The following is an 18,224-nucleotide window of genomic DNA, read 5'->3' on the forward strand; positions in this document are numbered from 1 at the left end:
GTTAAAGATAATAATAAAGGGGTTCGTTCCAAAGAACTATGGAAAAGGAAAGGCAAATACTTATGCCGTAATGCCCTTTTGATTGTCAAACATTCAAAATTTATACAATTTTATGATCATAATCGTATTTTAAAAATCGCGGAGATTTTATTATTTTGTTGGAAATCAACGTTATGTTTAAGGTTTCGATATTATTTTTGGCGGTAGGGATTTTGGTCCTTGCTTTTGCAGTTTTTGTTCCTGCAAAGGATTCCTCCGTTACCATCAATATTTACGACACCTATTTTATTCTCTCTTCCATCTCCCTTTTTAAGTTTTTAGGTTTACTGGGGCTAATTTTTGCGGGTTTATATTATTTTACGGAGCAGATGCTCTATTCCAAAAGCTGGAGCATCATGCATTTGATCAGTTTTTTATGTCTCATCATCAATGTGTGGACTTGGGGTTTTGTCGAAAGGGTTTATTTTGGCAATATTGAATCCCAAGTTTCGGGGAAAGCTTCAAATCTAGCTGAGGTAGAACGGTTTTATAAAATCCAACAGTTTTATGTGGGATCTTTTATTATGCTGTTGGTAATGCAGTTTGTCTATGTGTTGAATCTGTTGTTTGGGATGATGACAGGAAATAGGACTGCAGAAGATTAGATAAGACCAAGCTGGGACAAAGAAATTATTCGCTACAATATTCGGGACTATTCCTTCTACTTTGGGTCCTTGAAATTTTTAAAATGGTATATTTGCCATTCAAAATCTGAGATTTTACATGAATTGGAAACAACTGATATCAGCAAAGCGCTGGGGCTATGAAAGTCGTGCGAACAATGATCAATTTGATGCTCGTTCTGAATTTCAGCGGGACTATGATCGTTTGATCTTTTCATCGCCATTTCGTAGACTTCAGAACAAGACGCAGGTCTTTCCTTTGCCGGGGGCTGTTTTTGTTCATAATCGATTGACCCATAGTTTGGAGGTCGCATCAGTAGGTAGGTCTTTAGGACGCTTGTTTTATAACATGTTGAAGCAGGAGAATCCTAATATTGATGAGGAGGCACCATTTCTTCAGGAAGTGGGGAATATTGTGTCGGCAGCCTGCCTATCGCATGATTTGGGAAACCCCGCATTTGGACATTCCGGAGAAGCGGCCATTTCCACTTTTTTTACCGAAGGTAGAGGGCAGAAGTATAAGGAAATGGTCAGCAAAGAGCAGTGGGAAGATTTGATCCACTTTGAGGGAAATGCCAATGCCCTGAGGATATTGACCCATGCCTTCAATGGAAAGGATCCCAAGGGATTTGCCCTAACCTATACGAGTTTGGCTTCCATCGTTAAATATCCCTGTTTAGCGATCGATGGTCACGTTAAGGGATCTCATCATAGGAAGAAGTATGGTTTTTTTGACTCCGAGGAAGCGAGTTTTGAAAAGATCGCAATGGAATTGGGCTTGGAAAGGGACCCTTCTAATCCTAAGGGTTATTTGCGACATCCATTGGTTTATCTTGTTGAGGCTGCAGATGATATCTGCTATAATATTATTGATCTTGAAGATGCCCACCATTTAAAGATTCTTTCCTATAAAGAAGTGGAGGAATTGCTGTTGCCACTTTGTGCCGGCGAGGACTTAAGAGAAAGACTGGATTCATTGGGTGATACGGCGAGTAGGGTTTCCTTATTGAGGGCGAAGGCGATCAATACGTTGATTTGGGCTTGTGCAAAGGTTTTTGTGGAAAACCAAGAAAAATTCTTGAAAGGTACATTTGAGAAACCTTTGATGGATGCTTTAGATCCTGATATCGTGCAGCATATGAAAGTCATATCGAAGATTTCGGTTGCACGAATATATAATGCACCAACGGTGGTACAGATTGAAATTGCAGGTTTTAAGGTGATGAATGCTTTATTGGAAGAATTTGTGCCCGCTTATTTGAAATCCAACAAATCCATGTTTGACAAAAAACTGGTAGCGATGATTCCTGAGCAGTTCCATACCGATAGGGATGATACCTATTCCAAGATCCGTGCAGTACTTGATTTTGTATCAGGGATGACGGATGTATATGCGGTAGAACTTTACCGTAAGATCCAAGGGATATCGATAGCTTCCTTGGAATAATAATTTCATTTTTCATTAGATTTAAGAGGTGATATGGCTTTTGAAAGAAGGCCAATATAAAGTATTGAATGAAAGTAGTAATAGCTGAAAAACCTTCAGTAGCGAGAGATTTGGCCAGGGTGATGGGCGCGAAAGAGGTTAAGGATGGATATATTTCGGGGAATGGCTATGCCTTTACTTATGCATTTGGCCATTTGGTGCAATTGTGTACTCCGCAGGCCTATGGCTTCCATAATTGGTCCATTTCTAATTTGCCGATCATTCCGGAGCAGTTTGCTTTGGAGGTGAAGAAAATCAAGAGGGATGGCAAGCAAACGGATGATACAGGTGCGCTGAAGCAACTGAATACCATCAAAGCTCTGTTGTCCCAAGCTGAGGAAATAATCGTAGCAACGGATGCTGGACGTGAGGGTGAATTGATTTTCAGGAATATCTATTATTACTTAAAATCCAATGTGCCTTTTAAAAGGCTGTGGATTTCCTCGCAGACGGATAAAGCCATTAAAGAAGGTTTTGCCAATCTGAAGGAGGGTGTAGAATACGACAGTTTATATATGTCGGCAAGGTCAAGGTCTGAATCGGATTGGTTGATCGGGATCAATGCAACCCAAGCATTGACATTAGCGGCAGGTAATAGGGGTTTGCTTTCCTTAGGAAGGGTGCAGACGCCGACGCTGGCGATGATCTGCTCGCGATATTTGGAAAACAAAGATTTTAAACCTCAAGCATTTTATAAGATCCAGGCAGGATTTGAAAAAGAGGGTATACAGTTTAAGGCTACTTCGAATAAGATCGATAAGAAGGATGTAGCTGAGGAAACCGTTGCGAAGCTACAGGTTGGGATGCAGGCCACCGTCAAGAATGTGGAGGCCAAGGAAACGAAGGAACAACCGCCGCTATTATTTGATTTGACCTCGCTTCAGCAGGATGCCAATAAAAAGTACGGCTATTCTGCTGACCAAACATTGAGTATCGCACAGACCTTGTACGAGAAGAAAGTAATTACCTATCCGCGTACGGGTTCTAGATATATCGGTGAAGATGTCTTTGAGAAAATTGAAGAACTCTTCCAACATTTGGCTGATACGGCTCAAGAACAGATTGCAGTCATCAGTAAAAACCTAATTGGTGCCAAACTGAACAAACGCTCTGTTGATGATAAAAAGGTTACGGATCACCACGCTTTATTGGTGACTGATGAGAAACCGGGACCAATGCCTATGGATCAGCAGAATATCTACAACATGATCGCCAAACGTATGGTGGAGAGTTTTTCGGAGGTCTGTCTGAAAGATATCACTACCGTTACGATTGATGCCGCGGGGGTGGAGTTGATTGCGAAAGGAACGGTCATCAGGCAATATGGATGGCGATTATCTGCAGATCAGGTTGAATTGCCCGATGAGGATAAAAATACGGATGACCAAGACAATGAAAACGCACAGTTACCAAAATTGAGCGTGGAGGAATTGCTTGAAGTATTGACCTTGGAATTGGCCGAGCGATTTACCAAAGCAAGACCTATACATACGGAAGCTTCCTTGTTGAAGGCGATGGAGACTTCTGGGAAGGAGATCGAGGATGATGAGATGCGCCAGGCAATGAAGGATTGTGGTTTGGGCACACCTGCAACTCGTGCTGCAACCATAGAGACTTTATTCCAGCGGGATTACATCAAAAGGGATAAGAAAAAGTTGATTCCTACAGAGAAAGGCCTTTCGGTTTATTTTCTGATCAAGGATCGCTCGATTGCTAAAGTGACGCTGACGGGTAAGTGGGAACAGAAGCTGGAGGAAATGCGAGCGAATAAGGTAAGCTATGATGTGTTTATGAAACATATCAAAGATTATACAGAGAAGATAACCAAAGAGCTTTTGCAATTGCGCGTTGCTATAGCCCACGAGGAATTAAAACCTTTGCAAAAAGGGAAAATCAAATGCCCTAAATGTAAACCAGGACAGATCCAGCTGTATGATAAGGTGGCGCAATGTGACCATTATGCCAGAGGCTGTGACTTTAAGATTTGGCGAACCTTGAATGGTGTTTTCCTGGATGAAAAGGAGATGAAGAATCTGCTGGAGAAAGGGAAAACCTCTGTTTTGAAAGGTGTAAAAGGTCAAGATGGACAGGTTGTTTCGGCTCCATTGCTTTTCGAAAACTTTAAAGTAAATATTGGTTGATTTCCTTAACTTAGATAGATGGACACTATCTATGTTTTCTCTGGTTTAGGAGCTGATCGTCGAGTCTTTGAAAATCTTGATTTTTCAGGGATGCAGGTTGTATATGTCGATTGGTTAAAGCCAAGGCCGGCAGAAGCATTAGAGAGTTATGTGTTTAGGCTTGCAGAGCATTATCAGATCCCCAAGCAAGGGGCCAATGTACTGGGATTGTCCTTCGGTGGAATGTGTATTGCTGAGCTCTCCAAATATTATGATTTCAAGAAAACCATTATAATATCTTCGGCTAAAACGAAGGATGAGCTGCCCAAGGTCTTGGGTGTTTCCAAATTTCTTTCTTTGCACAAATTATTTTCTGGAAGCCAACCACGCTTTGCGAATTCCAAGGTGCTTTATTGGCTTTTTGGCCTTAAATCAGATGAAGAACAATTTCTTTTTGATACCATGTTAGCGGATTCGGATCCTGACTTTCAAAAATGGGCTATAGACAAGATCGTGAATTGGGAGAATAGCCATGTTCCGGTAAATTGTTTGCATATCCATGGGGATAAAGATCGACTGATTCCAATCCAGAATGTAGATTATACCATCAGGATCAAAGGAGGCGGGCATTTTATGGTTTGGAATAAAGCCGCAGAACTGAATTATCCCATTCGTAATTTCCTGTTGTAAAGTATACTGGCTTTCTCAAAGTCATGTTGCGGTCAATTGTAGCAGCATGGTTTTCCATCTATGACTTTTCTATTACCTTTGCAGCTTATGGCAGATAGACTCTATAATCCCTTCTTGGATTTTAAATTTGATAACAAAACTTGCTTCTTGTCAGGAAAAGCATTGGAATCGGAAGATGAAAAGATTCAGGTGTTCCCTGTTTGGATGATGCGGATCTTTGATTTGGAAGATAAGCCTTTTAAGTTGTTGGATGAGAGTTTAGTGACTTATAAACAACTGCAATTGCCATGTTCAGCGGAAGTAGCGGCAGTTTTTGCTGAGGTTGAGAGAAAGGTTGAAGATGCGGTAAACATTGGTTACACAGCTTTGAAGGAGCTGGATCAATTGACCCTTTTTCAATGGGTAGGGAAGATTCTGTACGGTGTGGTGTTCAATGAAATCCAAGTCGGAATTAGACAGGCTTTCCTTTCTGGAGAGCAATTGAATTTTTCACAAGCATTGGTGCATAAGTTCAAGAACCTACATTTTATGTTGCAATCTCTGATCACGCCGATGGAGTTTGAGCATAAAAATCCTTTCACCATTTTAGTGTTGCCAGTTGATAGTAGCCCAGAAACTTTTATGTATAGAGATGAGATCAATACTTTGATCTTTTCTATAAGGATGAAAGATTTTGCCATTATAGCTACTATGCAAGATAACGGAGTTCACGAAATCTATCATGATGAGGTTTTGGCAAAAGTTAAAGGAAAGGTCCTTCACCCTATCCAATTTGAAGAAATCTGTGCTCGTTATTTTTATTCTGCTTATCTGTTTAACAGGTTGCCGGAATATACCTATATGGAAGTTCCAGATAAGGTTTTTGTGGAACCAATGCCTTTGAATGATTGGACCCTGAAGCCAATATTTGATCAATGGACAGCAAAGACTTATGGGCAGGTATTGGAAAGTTTTTGGAAACCTTGGGGATACACCTTGTTTGAAATCATCAAAAACCCAGAGAAACCAATGAGTTTCATTACAGATGATCAAGGCGAGTTTCTTGCTAACATTGACTTAGCTAAGTAATTTTAGAAAGACCTTATTTTTTCGTATCTTTTAGTGATGATTTAAAGAGCCTTATGAAGATATTGCTGACGATCCTGATGTTATTTCTTTCTGGTTTTGGGAGTTTAAAGGCCCAGAATGAAGTAATTGTGGACAGCAGCATCGTTCGCGAGGTAGATATTATCCCTCAGTTTGTCGGCGGAGCCATAGGATGGCAACGCTTTTTAGAAAACAACTTAAATCTTTCCAGCGTATTCATGGCAATGGACAGTACGGAATATGTGCAGTATGGTCTCCGTCAGACTGCCATCTTGGAATTTACTGTTTGTGAGGATGGGGGGATCTGTGATATCGATATAATCAACCAATCGAAGATCAGTCCTGCATTTGCGCGCGAAACCATGCGAATCATCAAGAAATCACCTAAATGGAAAGCTGCAATAAAGGATGATAAACCGGTCCGCACTCGGATTAGGCAACCGATCGTAGCAATCTTAGAAGACTACCTACCTTAGCTAAAACTAATTAGCAAATCCGTATTAACATTATTGTAGTTATAGTTAAATTACTGTAAAAGCATCTTTACATTAATTTATAAACTTATTTATTTATTTCATTGGTAATTTTTTAATAAATATTAAATTTGGCAAACCAAATTAACAAATTACTAATTATGAATAGACCGCCTATTAGATGGTTAATTCTTCTTCTGAATTAATCTACCATGAAAATTAGCACCTAAATTATTTCACTTATGAAACAATCCAATTGTCCAAAAACTTGGACAAAACCATTGCCATTAACCAGCAAATGGACATTACTGGGCTTTACATGCCTGTCGTTATTAGCGTATCCAAATCAAACATTTGCAAGCATTAATAAGGACATAATTTCTTTTCAAGAAGAAATTGAAATTAAGGGGAAAATTGTTGACAAAAATGGCACTCCTATCGCAGGGGTCTCCATTACCATCAAGGGGAAGAGTGTCAGTACTTCTACTGATGCCAATGGAAATTTCACTTTCCGAGTTCCAAGAAACAGTGTTTTAGTATTGACTTCAATGGGATACAGCCCCATTGAACACTTGGTTTTGAATTCCAATCCAATCAATTTGACGATGACAGAATCCAATGAGGAATTGGATGAGGTAGTTGTAATCGGTTATGGAACGCAAAGCCGTAAAGAGACTACTGGAAGTTTAACATCAGTAAAAGGGGATGATGTAGGCAACTTGCCAGTTCAGAGTTTTGATGCTTCCTTAGCAGGAAGGTCTTCAGGGGTTCAGGTGAATACCAGTTCAGGTGTTCTAAACCAAGCTCCCGTATTTAAGATCAGGGGAACAAACTCTTTATCATTGAGTACCTATCCTCTGGTTGTGATTGATGGTGTTCCCGCCTTCAATGATAATGATGATTCGGGGCCTAGTTATGCGGCTTCCAATCCATTATCTTCTATCAACCCAGCTGATATTGAAAGTATTGATATCGCCAAAGATGCTGCGGCAACCAGTATTTATGGTTCGCGTGCTGCCAACGGGGTGGTATTTATCACGACTAAAAAAGGGAAAAGAGGATCTGCAAAGGTTAATTATGAGGGATGGTTAGGGTATACCACTGCTAACCGTTTGCCAGAGTTGTTGAATGCCGCTCAATATGTGGAAATCAAGAACGAAGCCTTAAGGAATGACGGTACTTTTAATGAAACCAAAAACTTTTATGGATTGAGTAAGGATGCTAACGGGAATACCATTGACACCCGCTGGTATGATTACATCTACCAAACGGGAACTTCCCACTCACATAATATCAATATATCTGGTGCGACCGAAAAGACCAATTACTTTGGTTCCGCGGCCTATACTGACCAAGAGGGTATCTTCCAGAAAAATGGTTTCAACAGGAAATCAGCGATGTTCAATATTGATAATACGACTACCGATTGGTTAAAGCTAGGTGTCAAGTTGAACTATGTCAATGAGAACAATTTAGCGGCGATGTCTACCGGTGCAGGTGGTCAGGGTGGTTTCCAATCGTCTTCTTCTTCTGGAGCGATGGCACGTCTAGCCTTGATTTCTGCTCCGATTATTGGGCCTTATAACAATGATGGCACTTTTAACGTGACATCAAATGGTTTCTTAGGATTAATGGACAATACCGGACATTTGAATCAATCTCGTCTAGGTTTCTATAACCCCGTGATTTCATTGCTAAACAATTATTCCAACAATACTGGAAATAATGTGCAATCCAATGCCTATGTGCAGATCAAGCCATTGAAATGGGTTACTTATAAATCGGTATATGGTATCGATTATAGAAATATTGACTATAATAATTACTATTCACCACTTTCCGGTGAGGGCTTGGCAAGTAATGGTTCGGCAAGCAGTGTAAGTTCGAAACGCCAGCGTTGGGTATGGACTAATACCTTGACTTTCGATCGCAACTATGATAAACATAGCTTCAACCTATTGCTGGGCCAAGAACAACAAAGAACCACTGGTTCTATGTTCGGCTTGCAGCGGACTGGACAGACGGATCCATACTATACCAATATTCAGGGTGGTTGGCAGAACGTTTTTGACTATAGAACCGACAACCAAGAGATCAACAACTATTTGTTCTCTCTATTTTCTCGTTTGCAGTATGACTATCAAAAGAAATACTTCTTTACAGCAAACTTAAGGCAGGATGAATATTCCGCTCTAGGGCTGAACAATAAGAAAGGTACCTTCTGGGGAGTTTCCGGCGGTTGGGACATTGCAAAAGAAGCTTTTTGGTCAGGTAGCTCATTAGGAAAAAAGATCAATGCCTTTAAATTGAGGAGCAGTTATGGTAAAGTTGGTAATGTTGGTGGACTAGGAGATTTTGGAGCAATCAACACTTACTCAGCAACCTTATATGGAGGCCAACCTGGTTTAACTTATTCGGTAACGGGTAACCCAGACCTAAAATGGGAGACCAGTAAGAAATTTGATATAGGGTTGGATTTTGCTCTATTCAATTCAGCAATCACTGGAGAAATCGGTTATTATAAGAACTCTATCGACGGTTTAATCTTTGCGGTGCCACTTCCTCCCTCGGTTGGTATCCCTAATGGTACTTCAAACAGTATCTTACAGAACGTTGGTGAGATGTACAATAGAGGATTTGAATTTACTATTGGAGGAGCTCCAGTTCGTAAGGAAGATTTCAGATGGAATAGCTCATTTAACTTAACGACCAATCACAATGAAGTATTGACTTTAGCCAACGGTGTCCCTAGCATTATTTCGGGTTCCTTGGATGGTATGACCATTACCTTGCCTGGACAAGCTGCAGGTATGCTATATGCTATAGAAACTGCTGGCGTTGATCCGGCAACAGGAAGAAGGATCTTCATTGATGGAGACGGTAAGAAGGTGTTCTACCAGCAGAATGTATCTGGTATCAATGCTGTAAAATATCAGTGGGAATATGAGGATGGCACAAGAGCCAGAGCGATTACACCTTCTGATGATGCGAAGCCATATAAACCAACTGCTCCTAAAGTATTTGGAGGTTGGACCAACAGCTTTAACTACAAAGGCCTTGACCTGACCGTATTATTGACCTACCAACTGGGAGGTTATATGATGAATGGTAACCAAGGAACTATGCGTGATTTAAGGTTCTGGAACAATTCAGTTGATTTGATGCGCAGATGGCAGAATCCTGGCGACCAGACGGATATCCCTAGGGTAGTCAATAACGATAATGTTTCCAATGGTAATACATTGCCTTTAATACATAATATTTCTTCGACAGATTACTTGCGCTTAAAGAATGTGATGCTTTCCTACACGATACCAAACACTTTGGTGAGCAAAATGAAGCTGAATAACATTCGTGTGTATGTCAGTGGCCAAAACCTAGCCTTGTGGACCAAGTACAATGGATATGATCCAGACGTTACGACCAATGGTAACAATGCTATCAGACAAGGTATTGACAAGAACCAAGCACCAAATGCAAGGACCTTCACATTTGGATTAAACGTTGGATTTTAAGGACAATTAAAAACTTATTACAATGAAATCAAGTAAATCTATCATATTATGTGCAACTGGACTGACCTTATTATTTAGCAGTTGTAGAAAGGAAGAATGGTTGAATCCACAACCCAAAACATTGATTACCGATGTGACCGCATTTAGTACCCCAGAACGTATCCTGAGCCAAGTCAATGGCTTATATGCCAGCATGAAGGCATCTAATTATTTAGGAAGTTGGTACACGCTGATTTCAGATGTCAGAACCGGGGAATTTCACTGCAGCAATATGAACGCTGCTACAGGAGCTACCATGTATTCCATGCTGCCACAGACCACCACCTCAGATGTCAACGATATATGGGTGGCGACCTATGCTTCGATAAACAAGTTGAACGTATTCTTGGATGGCTTAGATAATGGGGGTGATGCCGTCTTAGATGCAGCTACAGCGAATAGTTACCGAGCAGAAGCACGATTGATCCGTGGGATGACCTATTATTATCTATTGCAGTTTTATGCAAGACCCTATTGGGATGGTAATGGAAGCAAACCAGGCTTGCCGTTACGTTTGAAAGGCAATACAGGTCCCGGAAACTACGATTTAGAGCGGAGCACTGTAGCTGAAACTTACAAACAGGTATTGGCTGATTTGGATTATGCGGAACAAAACCTACCAGGGAATTATTCCTCAGCTTTCTTGAATACCACAAGAGCCCATAAAAACACTGCCATTGCATTAAAGACAAGAGTTTATCTCAGCATGAGAGATTATGCAAAGGTAATTGCAGAGGCCAATAAATTGGTTCCTGCAGCAGCACCTTTCAGCGCAGCAACAGGGGTAGGAAATAAATTAGAAGGCAATTTTGAGGATCTCTTTAAATCACCTTACACTTCTAATGAATCCATTTTCTCTATGCCATTCACCAATAATGACGCACCAGGTAGTGCCTTGTCTAGGTATTATTTACCAGGTACAGGCGACGGCGGTACGGCAACCAGCAATGGGGCAGGTGAATATTCATTGAATAAAGTTGAAGGTATCTACTCCTCAGATTTATGGTTAGAAACCGATGCGAGGAGAAAATTGACCAAAATAGGAACAAAGACCGGAAAAGCATGGTTAACCAAGTTTAACCAAGCCTCGCCATATATCGATTATGTTCCAGTGATCCGTTATTCTGAAGTATTGTTGAACCTATCTGAGGCATTAGCAAGAACATCAAATAGCGTGGATGCACGTTCCTTAGCCTTACTGAATGCAGTTTATGGCAGATCAAATCAAGGAGCGTCCTTAACAGCCGCTTCATTTGCCAATGTAACTGCCTACTTAAATCGAATCATCGAGGAGCGCAGGATTGAATTCTTGGGCGAAGGTATCCGTAATGGTGACCTGATGCGCCTTGGATTAACCATTCCAGCGAAATCACAGCATGCCATTGCTGCTGTTCCGACCGATGATCCAGCTTATATTCTGCCAATTCCAAGTAATGAATTGATATTGAATAATTTAATGGAGAATAACTAAAATAAATAATGTATGAATGATTATAAAATTAAGACGATTAGTTTCATAGCTTTCATGTTCATCTTTGGAGATCTATGGGCGCAGAGTTTAGCGCCCGTTATCCCAAGGGGGCCACAGTACAGTAAAAACAAGGCCGTTGAAACATTGAAACCTGATACGTCAGTAGTATCTAACAATTCAGCCATCATTCCTGAAGTGGTAGAAACCAAGCATGTAGCCAAACTGAGGTCTGGCAGTATCGAGTATAAGGCCCAATCAGGCTATATACAGTTGAAAGATGAAGATGGCAACCCGAAAGGGAATGTCTTCTTTATTGCCTATGTGGCAACTAACCGGAAAGACCGTCCGGTTACTTTTGCATTCAATGGAGGACCTGGTTCGGCCTCTGTGTGGGTAAATATGGGTTTTATGGGGCCAAAACGGCCAAATTTGACCGAAGCTGGTGATGCAGTCTATCCATATAGCTACGGAGATAACCCGGAAACATGGTTGGACAAGACTGACCTTGTATTTATTGATCCGATCTCTACAGGTTACAGCCGAGCGGTAAAGGGAGAAGACCCTAAGCAATTCCATGGCTTTGTAGAGGATGTGCAGTCAGTGGCCGATTTTATCAGGTTGTATGTAACCAAGAATGAACGCTGGGATTCCAAGAAGTATATCATGGGAGAGAGCTACGGTACGCCGAGAGCGGCAGGTTTAGTTCAGTATCTACAGAACCGGTACAGCATGTATTTTGATGGCGTCATTATGTTAAGTTCCATATTGAATATGCAAACAGCAAGGTTTGACATAGGTAATGACCTGCCATATCATCTGTTTTTGCCAACCTATACGGCAACTGCATTTTACCATAAACAATTGGAGTCTGGTTTACAGGGCAACCTTCGAGCAACATTGGATGAGGTAGAGAAATTTGCAAACAACGAATATCTCTTGGCTCTGAACAAAGGAACAGACTTGACGGAGCAAGAATATGATCAGATAGCCAGCAAATTGGCTAGGTATACCGGCTTGAGCAAAGCCTATATCAAAGAAACCAACTTGAGGATCAATATCCATAAGTTCTGTAAAGAATTGAGACGCGATGAAGGCTTAACGGTTGGTAGACTTGATAGCCGTGCGATAGGTCGCGACTATGATGATTCAGGTGATCGTTTTGAATTTGATCCAGCAGGAAACACTGCAGGTACCTTTTCTTCCGCAATGAATCATTATATTAGGACCGAGCTTAAATTCAAGAATGAACTACCTTATGATTTTTCAGGTGGGGTATCCCCATGGAACTACAATAATGTTCAGAATAAATATTTAAATGCGTCAGAGCTATTGAGGCAGGCTATGTCCAAAAATCCGGACCTAAAGGTTTGGGTTATTGGTGGTTATTATGATTTGGCAACACCTTATCATGCTGCTGAATATGTTGTGAAGCATATGAATTTAAGACCAGAACAGAAATCAAAAGTATCATTTACTTATTACGAGGCAGGACACATGGTGTACATGCCGAAGGATTGCATGGTACAGTTAAATAAAGATGCAGATGAATTTTACAAGAAAAACTAACCGAAATTATTTGAAAGCAGGACTTTTCATTGCTTTCTTGGCGGGTTCTCCGATGATCTATGCGCAAGAGGCAATCAAGTACCAATTACCCCCTCAATCCATCGTGAATCTTGTGGATGCACCACAGATCCCAATGGAGGAGTTCAGTCCAGATGGACGGTATATGTTGGTATTGGAAGTTCCAGGTTTTCAGACCATTATTCAAGCCTCACAACCTGTCTTAGGGGTTGCTGGCCTGCGGATTAATCCCATTAGCAATACCACGGTTGCGGAGAATCTCGGTACTTTCAAGGGTCTTAAGATCCGCGATCTGAGCAATGGCTCTGAATTCAGCATCCAAGGCTTACCTCAGGATTTGCAGATTTCCGACGTTAAGTGGTCTTCCAAACCTGGTGTATTTGCCTTTTTGAATAAATCTTTAGAAGATACTGAACTATGGCTTGCCGACCTGAACAATAAAACAGCAAAGAAACTATTGAGCAAGGTCAATGACACTTACGGTAGCACCTTTCAGTGGAATGGCGATGGGACAGCTTTACTTGCCCAGCAAGTAAACTCTTCAAGAGGCAATGTGCCAGTGCAGAATCCAGTTCCTACAGGGCCTGTGGTTCAAGAAAACCTTGGCGGTATTACCCCTTCAAGAACCTATCAAAACCTACTTGCTAATGGATACGATGAGACCTTAATGGAATATTACCTCACCTCAGACCTGATCCAGGTCGATCTTCAGGGGAATGCAAAACCTATCGGCATTAAAGGAATCTTTAAATCTGTTTCTTATTCTCCCGATGGTAAGTATATCCTGACCGAGAAAGTGGTTAAGCCGTATTCTTACTTGGTGCCGATCTATCTTTTTCCGGCAGAAGTAGCAGTTTATTCTTCCACGGGATCAAAAGTGAAGGATATCTACACGATTCCATTGGCAGATAAAATGCCGATCTCTTTCGATGCGGTATTAGAAGGACCTCGAAATTTTGAATGGCGTAAAGACAAGGATGCATCCTTGGTTTATGTGCAGGCATTTGATAAAGGTGATCCAAATGTGAAAACCGAGGTGCGTGATGAAGTATTTGAATTAGGAGCTCCTTATGATCTTTCTTCATCAAATAAGATCTTCTCCGGTACCTATCGGGTTCGCGATATTCAATGGGGAGATGGTTTTGCCATCGTTTCAGAAAACTGGCGCAAAGACCGTTCTACCAAAATGACCTTGATCAACCCAAAGACCAATCAGGTGGTCAAAGTGCTCTCTACCCGTAAATCAGAGGATACCTATACCGATCCAGGAAGTTTTGTGAAAAATGAAAAAGGTCAATTGCTGACCGATGGAAAAGGCTCTGTATTCACACAGGGGCTAGGCGCTTCCCCAGAAGGTGACCGACCATTTTTGATGAAATGGAATGTGCAGAATGGCAAACAGGACACCTTGTACAAATCCAAGCGCGGTTATTATGAAGAACCGATCTTCTTTAACAATACCGGAGTGCTGTATGTTTCCCGGGAATCAGCAAAGGATGCGCCCAATGTGTATTCGGTAAATATCAAAAACAAGAAAGAATCCAAGATTACCAACTTCTCGGATCCATACCCAAGTATCGCCAATGTTCAGAAAACATTGTTGTCCTATCCTAGAAAAGATGGATTGAATCTATCAGGAACACTATATGTACCTGCAGATTTCAAAAAAGGCGATGCTCCATTACCAGTGTTGGTATGGGCCTATCCACGGGAATTTAAAACAAAAGAAGCAGCCGGACAGGTTAAAGGTTCGCCAAATCGCTTCCCTCGCTTGGCTTTCCGTTCTCCAGTTTACTGGGTGACACAAGGATACGCAGTGGTGGACCAGGCTGATATGCCTATCGTTGGAGAAGGTACTTCTGAACCAAATGATACGTTCGTAGAGCAAATTAAGGATAATGCAAGCGCATTGATTGATCATATCGTTGGCTTAGGCGTAGCAGACCGTAACAGGATTGGCGTCGGTGGGCACTCTTATGGTGCCTTTATGACGGCCAACCTCTTAGCACATACCGATCTATTCGCTGCAGGTATTGCAAGAAGTGGTGCCTACAATAGAACCTTGACTCCATTTGGTTTCCAAGGCGAAGCAAGGACCTATTGGCAAGCAAAGGATACTTATGATGCGATGTCACCATTTACCTATGCACCACAGATCAAGAGACCCTTATTGATGACCCATGGAATGGACGATGAGAACTCAGGAACTTTCCCGATCCAGAGTGAGCGTCTTTACGCCGCTATCAAAGGGCACGGAGGAATCGTGCGTTTGGTGATGTTGCCTAAAGAATTCCACGGATACAGAAGCAGGGAAGGAGTGCTCCATACCTTTTGGGAACAACATCAATGGTTGGAGAAATATGTAAAAAACAATAAAAAATGATTAAGAATACCATAAAATCGATTCTGGTAGCCTTATTGATTGGGCAGTTCAACTATGGAACTGCACAACAGGTTACCAATCCGAAAACACATTTTGGGTTCAATATTGGTGATGACTATATGCTGGCCAACTACAAACAGATGGAGAGCTATTTTCTAAAAGTTGCCAAAGAATCCAACCGAGTACTTATTAAAGATGGGGGACTAACAGAAGAGGGCAGAAAACAGCACCTGATCATCATCTCCTCTCCAGAAAACTTAAAAGATATTGAAAAATACCGCAAGATATCACAAACCTTAGGGCGTGCCGAAGGAATTACCGTAGAAGAAGCAAAGGAGCTTTCCTTAGCTGGTAAGCCAGTGGTATGGATCGATGGGGGAATGCATTCCAACGAGATGGTCGGTTCACATCAGTTGATCGAAACCTTCTATCAATTGACCAATCGTAATGATGCCGAAATCAACAATTACCTGGATAAGGTGGTGGTATTGATGTGGCATGTCAATCCTGATGGACAAGATCTATTGGCTGATTGGTATATGCAATATGAGGACAAGGCCAAGCGTAATATGTCTATCCCTACACTTTACCAAAAATATGTAGGCCATGATAATAACCGTGATTTCTTTATGTTCAACATGAAGGAAGCCAGCAACTTGGCCAAGGTCGTATATGTAGATTGGTTGCCTCAGATTGTCTATAACCATCACCAGACCTCACCAGATGGAACCATTGTGGCGGGTCCTCCTTATCGAGATCCATTTAACCATGTGTTCGATCCATTATTGGTGACAGGTATCGATGGCGTTGGGTTTGCCATGATCAACCGCCTGAATGAAGAAGATAAACCAGGTTATGTCCGCATGGACCAATCAGGATTCTCTACTTGGTGGAATGGTGGATTGCGTACGGCACCCTATTTCCATAACATGATTGGTATCTTGACCGAAATAACCGGACATCCTACACCATCTGATATCCCTTTGGTAGCAGAAAGACAGGTTCCTAGAAATGGCTTGCCATTCCCAGTTGCTCCACAGAAATGGAATTTCAAGAAGTCAATTGACTATTCTGTATCGATGAACTTTGCGATCCTAGATTATGCAGCCCGTAATGGTGACAAATTATTGTACAACATGTACAAGATGGGTAAAAACTCTATTGACCGAGGAAACGAGGATTATTGGACCAAATACCCGAAATATGCCGAATCCATTGAGAAAACCTATGATGCAGATGTAGCGGCAGGTAAGGTGAAGAAAGAAGAAAGCAATACTTTCTATCGTTCAAAAACCATCCCTAAGAGCTATTATGATGCCATCTTCACAGATAAATCCAAACGTGACCCTAGAGCTTTCATCTTATCGGCAGACCAAGATGATTTTGGAACAGTCGTTAAATTCGTGAACACCTTGATCAAATCTGGAGTATATGTTTATCAAGCAAGTGCTGATTTCAGTGTCAATGGAAAGAATTATCCGAAAGGGTCTATCGTAGTCAAAACCAATCAGGCTTTTAGACCTCAGGTATTGGATATGTTCCAGCCTCAGGATCACCCACATGATGTAGAATACGAAGGTGGGCCACCAGTTCGTCCGTATGATGCTGCTGGTTGGACATTGGCTATGCAAATGGGTGTAGAATATGATAAGGTTTATGATGATTTCAATGCAGCACTTCAGAAAAAAGAAACTGGAGTTCTGTTGAATCCATTGGCTAGAGAGGTTGCCTCATCTAAAGGAGGTTATTTGATCAATGGAAAAGCAAACGATGCTTATTTAGCCATCAATCAATTGTTGAAGGCAGGTGTGAAAGTGTACCGTGACCTTGATTCCAAAGATTTCTATGTAGACGCTAAAGCTGCAGCTAAGGTTAAGGAATTTGGCACTACATTAGGATTGCAAAGCAAAGCAGTTGCTAGCAAACCAAAACAATTGAAACCTGTTGAAGCCATCAAGATCGGCTTATTTGATCATTATGGCGGTAGCATGCCTTCCGGTTGGGTGAGATGGATGTTGGAACAATATGGATATGATTACAAATTGTTCTATCCAAAAGATATTGACAATAATAGCATCAAAGATTATGATGTGTTATTGTTTGTAGGTCAGGGTATTCCTGCTTTTGGATCAAATGCTTCAGGACGTTCTGTTGATGAAAGCATTGTGCCTGATCAATATAAGCACATGTTAGGATCTGTAACAGCTGCCAAGTCTATTCCAGTTCTGAAAAGCTTCGTGGAAAATGGCGGGCAGATCGTCACTATTGGTGCAGCCTCTGAGCTAGTTTACCATTTCAATCTTCCGGTTGAAAATCCATTGATGGAAATAGGTAAAGATGGCAAGAAAGTGAAGTTGTCCAGTGTGAAGTTTTATGTTCCGACGAGTATTCTAAAGGCTGAAGCTGATATCAGCAAACCGGAGAACTACGGTTTGGATCAAGATCTGAACATTGTGTTCAATAATAGCCCTGTCTTTAAATTCCAAAATTCAGAAAATCTATATGCATTAGGATCCATTAATTCTGACCATTCCCTATTAAGTGGATGGGCACATGGACAGCAATATCTAAAGGATGTTAATATTGGATTAGTATCTAAAATTGGGAAAGGGAAATTAGTGGCAATCGGACCTGAAATTACCAACAGGGCTCAGAGCCATGGGACATTCAAAATGTTATTTAATCAACTATACCGATAAAAAGAAAGGGAGCGAA

11 protein-coding genes are annotated in these 18,224 nt (G+C 41.3%); all 11 read left to right on the top strand.

The features are described 5' to 3' along the window. Nucleotides 1-173 precede the first annotated feature (173 nt). The 11 genes from ACK2WI_RS14915 to ACK2WI_RS14965 all read left to right on the top strand — a co-directional run bounded on the left by ACK2WI_RS14915 (nucleotide 174) and on the right by ACK2WI_RS14965 (nucleotide 18,208). On the top strand, nucleotides 174-644 hold the full coding sequence (locus tag ACK2WI_RS14915; protein WP_093100853.1) for a hypothetical protein: 471 nt from the start codon (nucleotides 174-176) through the stop codon (nucleotides 642-644). Nucleotides 645-762: 118 nt separating this feature from the next. Beyond that, nucleotides 763-2,109, top strand: coding sequence for a deoxyguanosinetriphosphate triphosphohydrolase (locus ACK2WI_RS14920; RefSeq protein ID WP_409151499.1), 1,347 nt, complete (start codon nucleotides 763-765; stop codon nucleotides 2,107-2,109). Between the two features lie 68 nt (nucleotides 2,110-2,177). Further along, nucleotides 2,178-4,289: a DNA topoisomerase 3 gene (locus ACK2WI_RS14925; RefSeq protein WP_409151500.1), complete on the top strand. Its 2,112-nt coding sequence runs from the start codon at nucleotides 2,178-2,180 to the stop codon at nucleotides 4,287-4,289. Between the two features lie 18 nt (nucleotides 4,290-4,307). Further along, nucleotides 4,308-4,958, top strand: a complete 651-nt coding sequence (locus ACK2WI_RS14930) for an alpha/beta fold hydrolase (RefSeq protein ID WP_409151501.1) — start codon at nucleotides 4,308-4,310, stop codon at nucleotides 4,956-4,958. 87 nt (nucleotides 4,959-5,045) lie between these two features. Continuing rightward, nucleotides 5,046-6,026, top strand: coding sequence for a hypothetical protein (locus tag ACK2WI_RS14935; protein WP_409151502.1), 981 nt, complete (start codon nucleotides 5,046-5,048; stop codon nucleotides 6,024-6,026). A gap of 53 nt (nucleotides 6,027-6,079) precedes the next feature. After that, entirely contained in the window at nucleotides 6,080-6,520 is a 441-nt protein-coding gene (locus ACK2WI_RS14940; protein WP_409151503.1) for an energy transducer TonB, read from the top strand. A gap of 239 nt (nucleotides 6,521-6,759) precedes the next feature. After that, nucleotides 6,760-10,032: a SusC/RagA family TonB-linked outer membrane protein gene (locus tag ACK2WI_RS14945; RefSeq protein WP_409151504.1), complete on the top strand. Its 3,273-nt coding sequence runs from the start codon at nucleotides 6,760-6,762 to the stop codon at nucleotides 10,030-10,032. A 22-nt stretch (nucleotides 10,033-10,054) separates the two neighbouring features. Next, nucleotides 10,055-11,542, top strand: coding sequence for a RagB/SusD family nutrient uptake outer membrane protein (locus ACK2WI_RS14950; RefSeq protein ID WP_409151505.1), 1,488 nt, complete (start codon nucleotides 10,055-10,057; stop codon nucleotides 11,540-11,542). Nucleotides 11,543-11,554: 12 nt separating this feature from the next. Beyond that, a complete protein-coding gene (locus ACK2WI_RS14955; RefSeq protein ID WP_409151506.1) occupies nucleotides 11,555-13,108 on the top strand; it encodes a S10 family peptidase in 1,554 nt (517 codons plus the stop codon). Next, a complete protein-coding gene (locus tag ACK2WI_RS14960; RefSeq protein WP_409151507.1) occupies nucleotides 13,086-15,509 on the top strand; it encodes an alpha/beta hydrolase family protein in 2,424 nt (807 codons plus the stop codon). Before ACK2WI_RS14955 ends, ACK2WI_RS14960 begins: the two co-directional genes overlap by 23 nt. Beyond that, a complete protein-coding gene (locus ACK2WI_RS14965; protein ID WP_409151508.1) occupies nucleotides 15,506-18,208 on the top strand; it encodes a M14 metallopeptidase family protein in 2,703 nt (900 codons plus the stop codon). The genes ACK2WI_RS14960 and ACK2WI_RS14965 overlap by 4 nt, the downstream gene beginning before the upstream one ends. Nucleotides 18,209-18,224: the final 16 nt, after the last annotated feature.

The organism is Sphingobacterium sp. BS-2, from assembly GCF_046161205.1.
Classification (GTDB): domain Bacteria; phylum Bacteroidota; class Bacteroidia; order Sphingobacteriales; family Sphingobacteriaceae; genus Sphingobacterium; species Sphingobacterium mizutaii.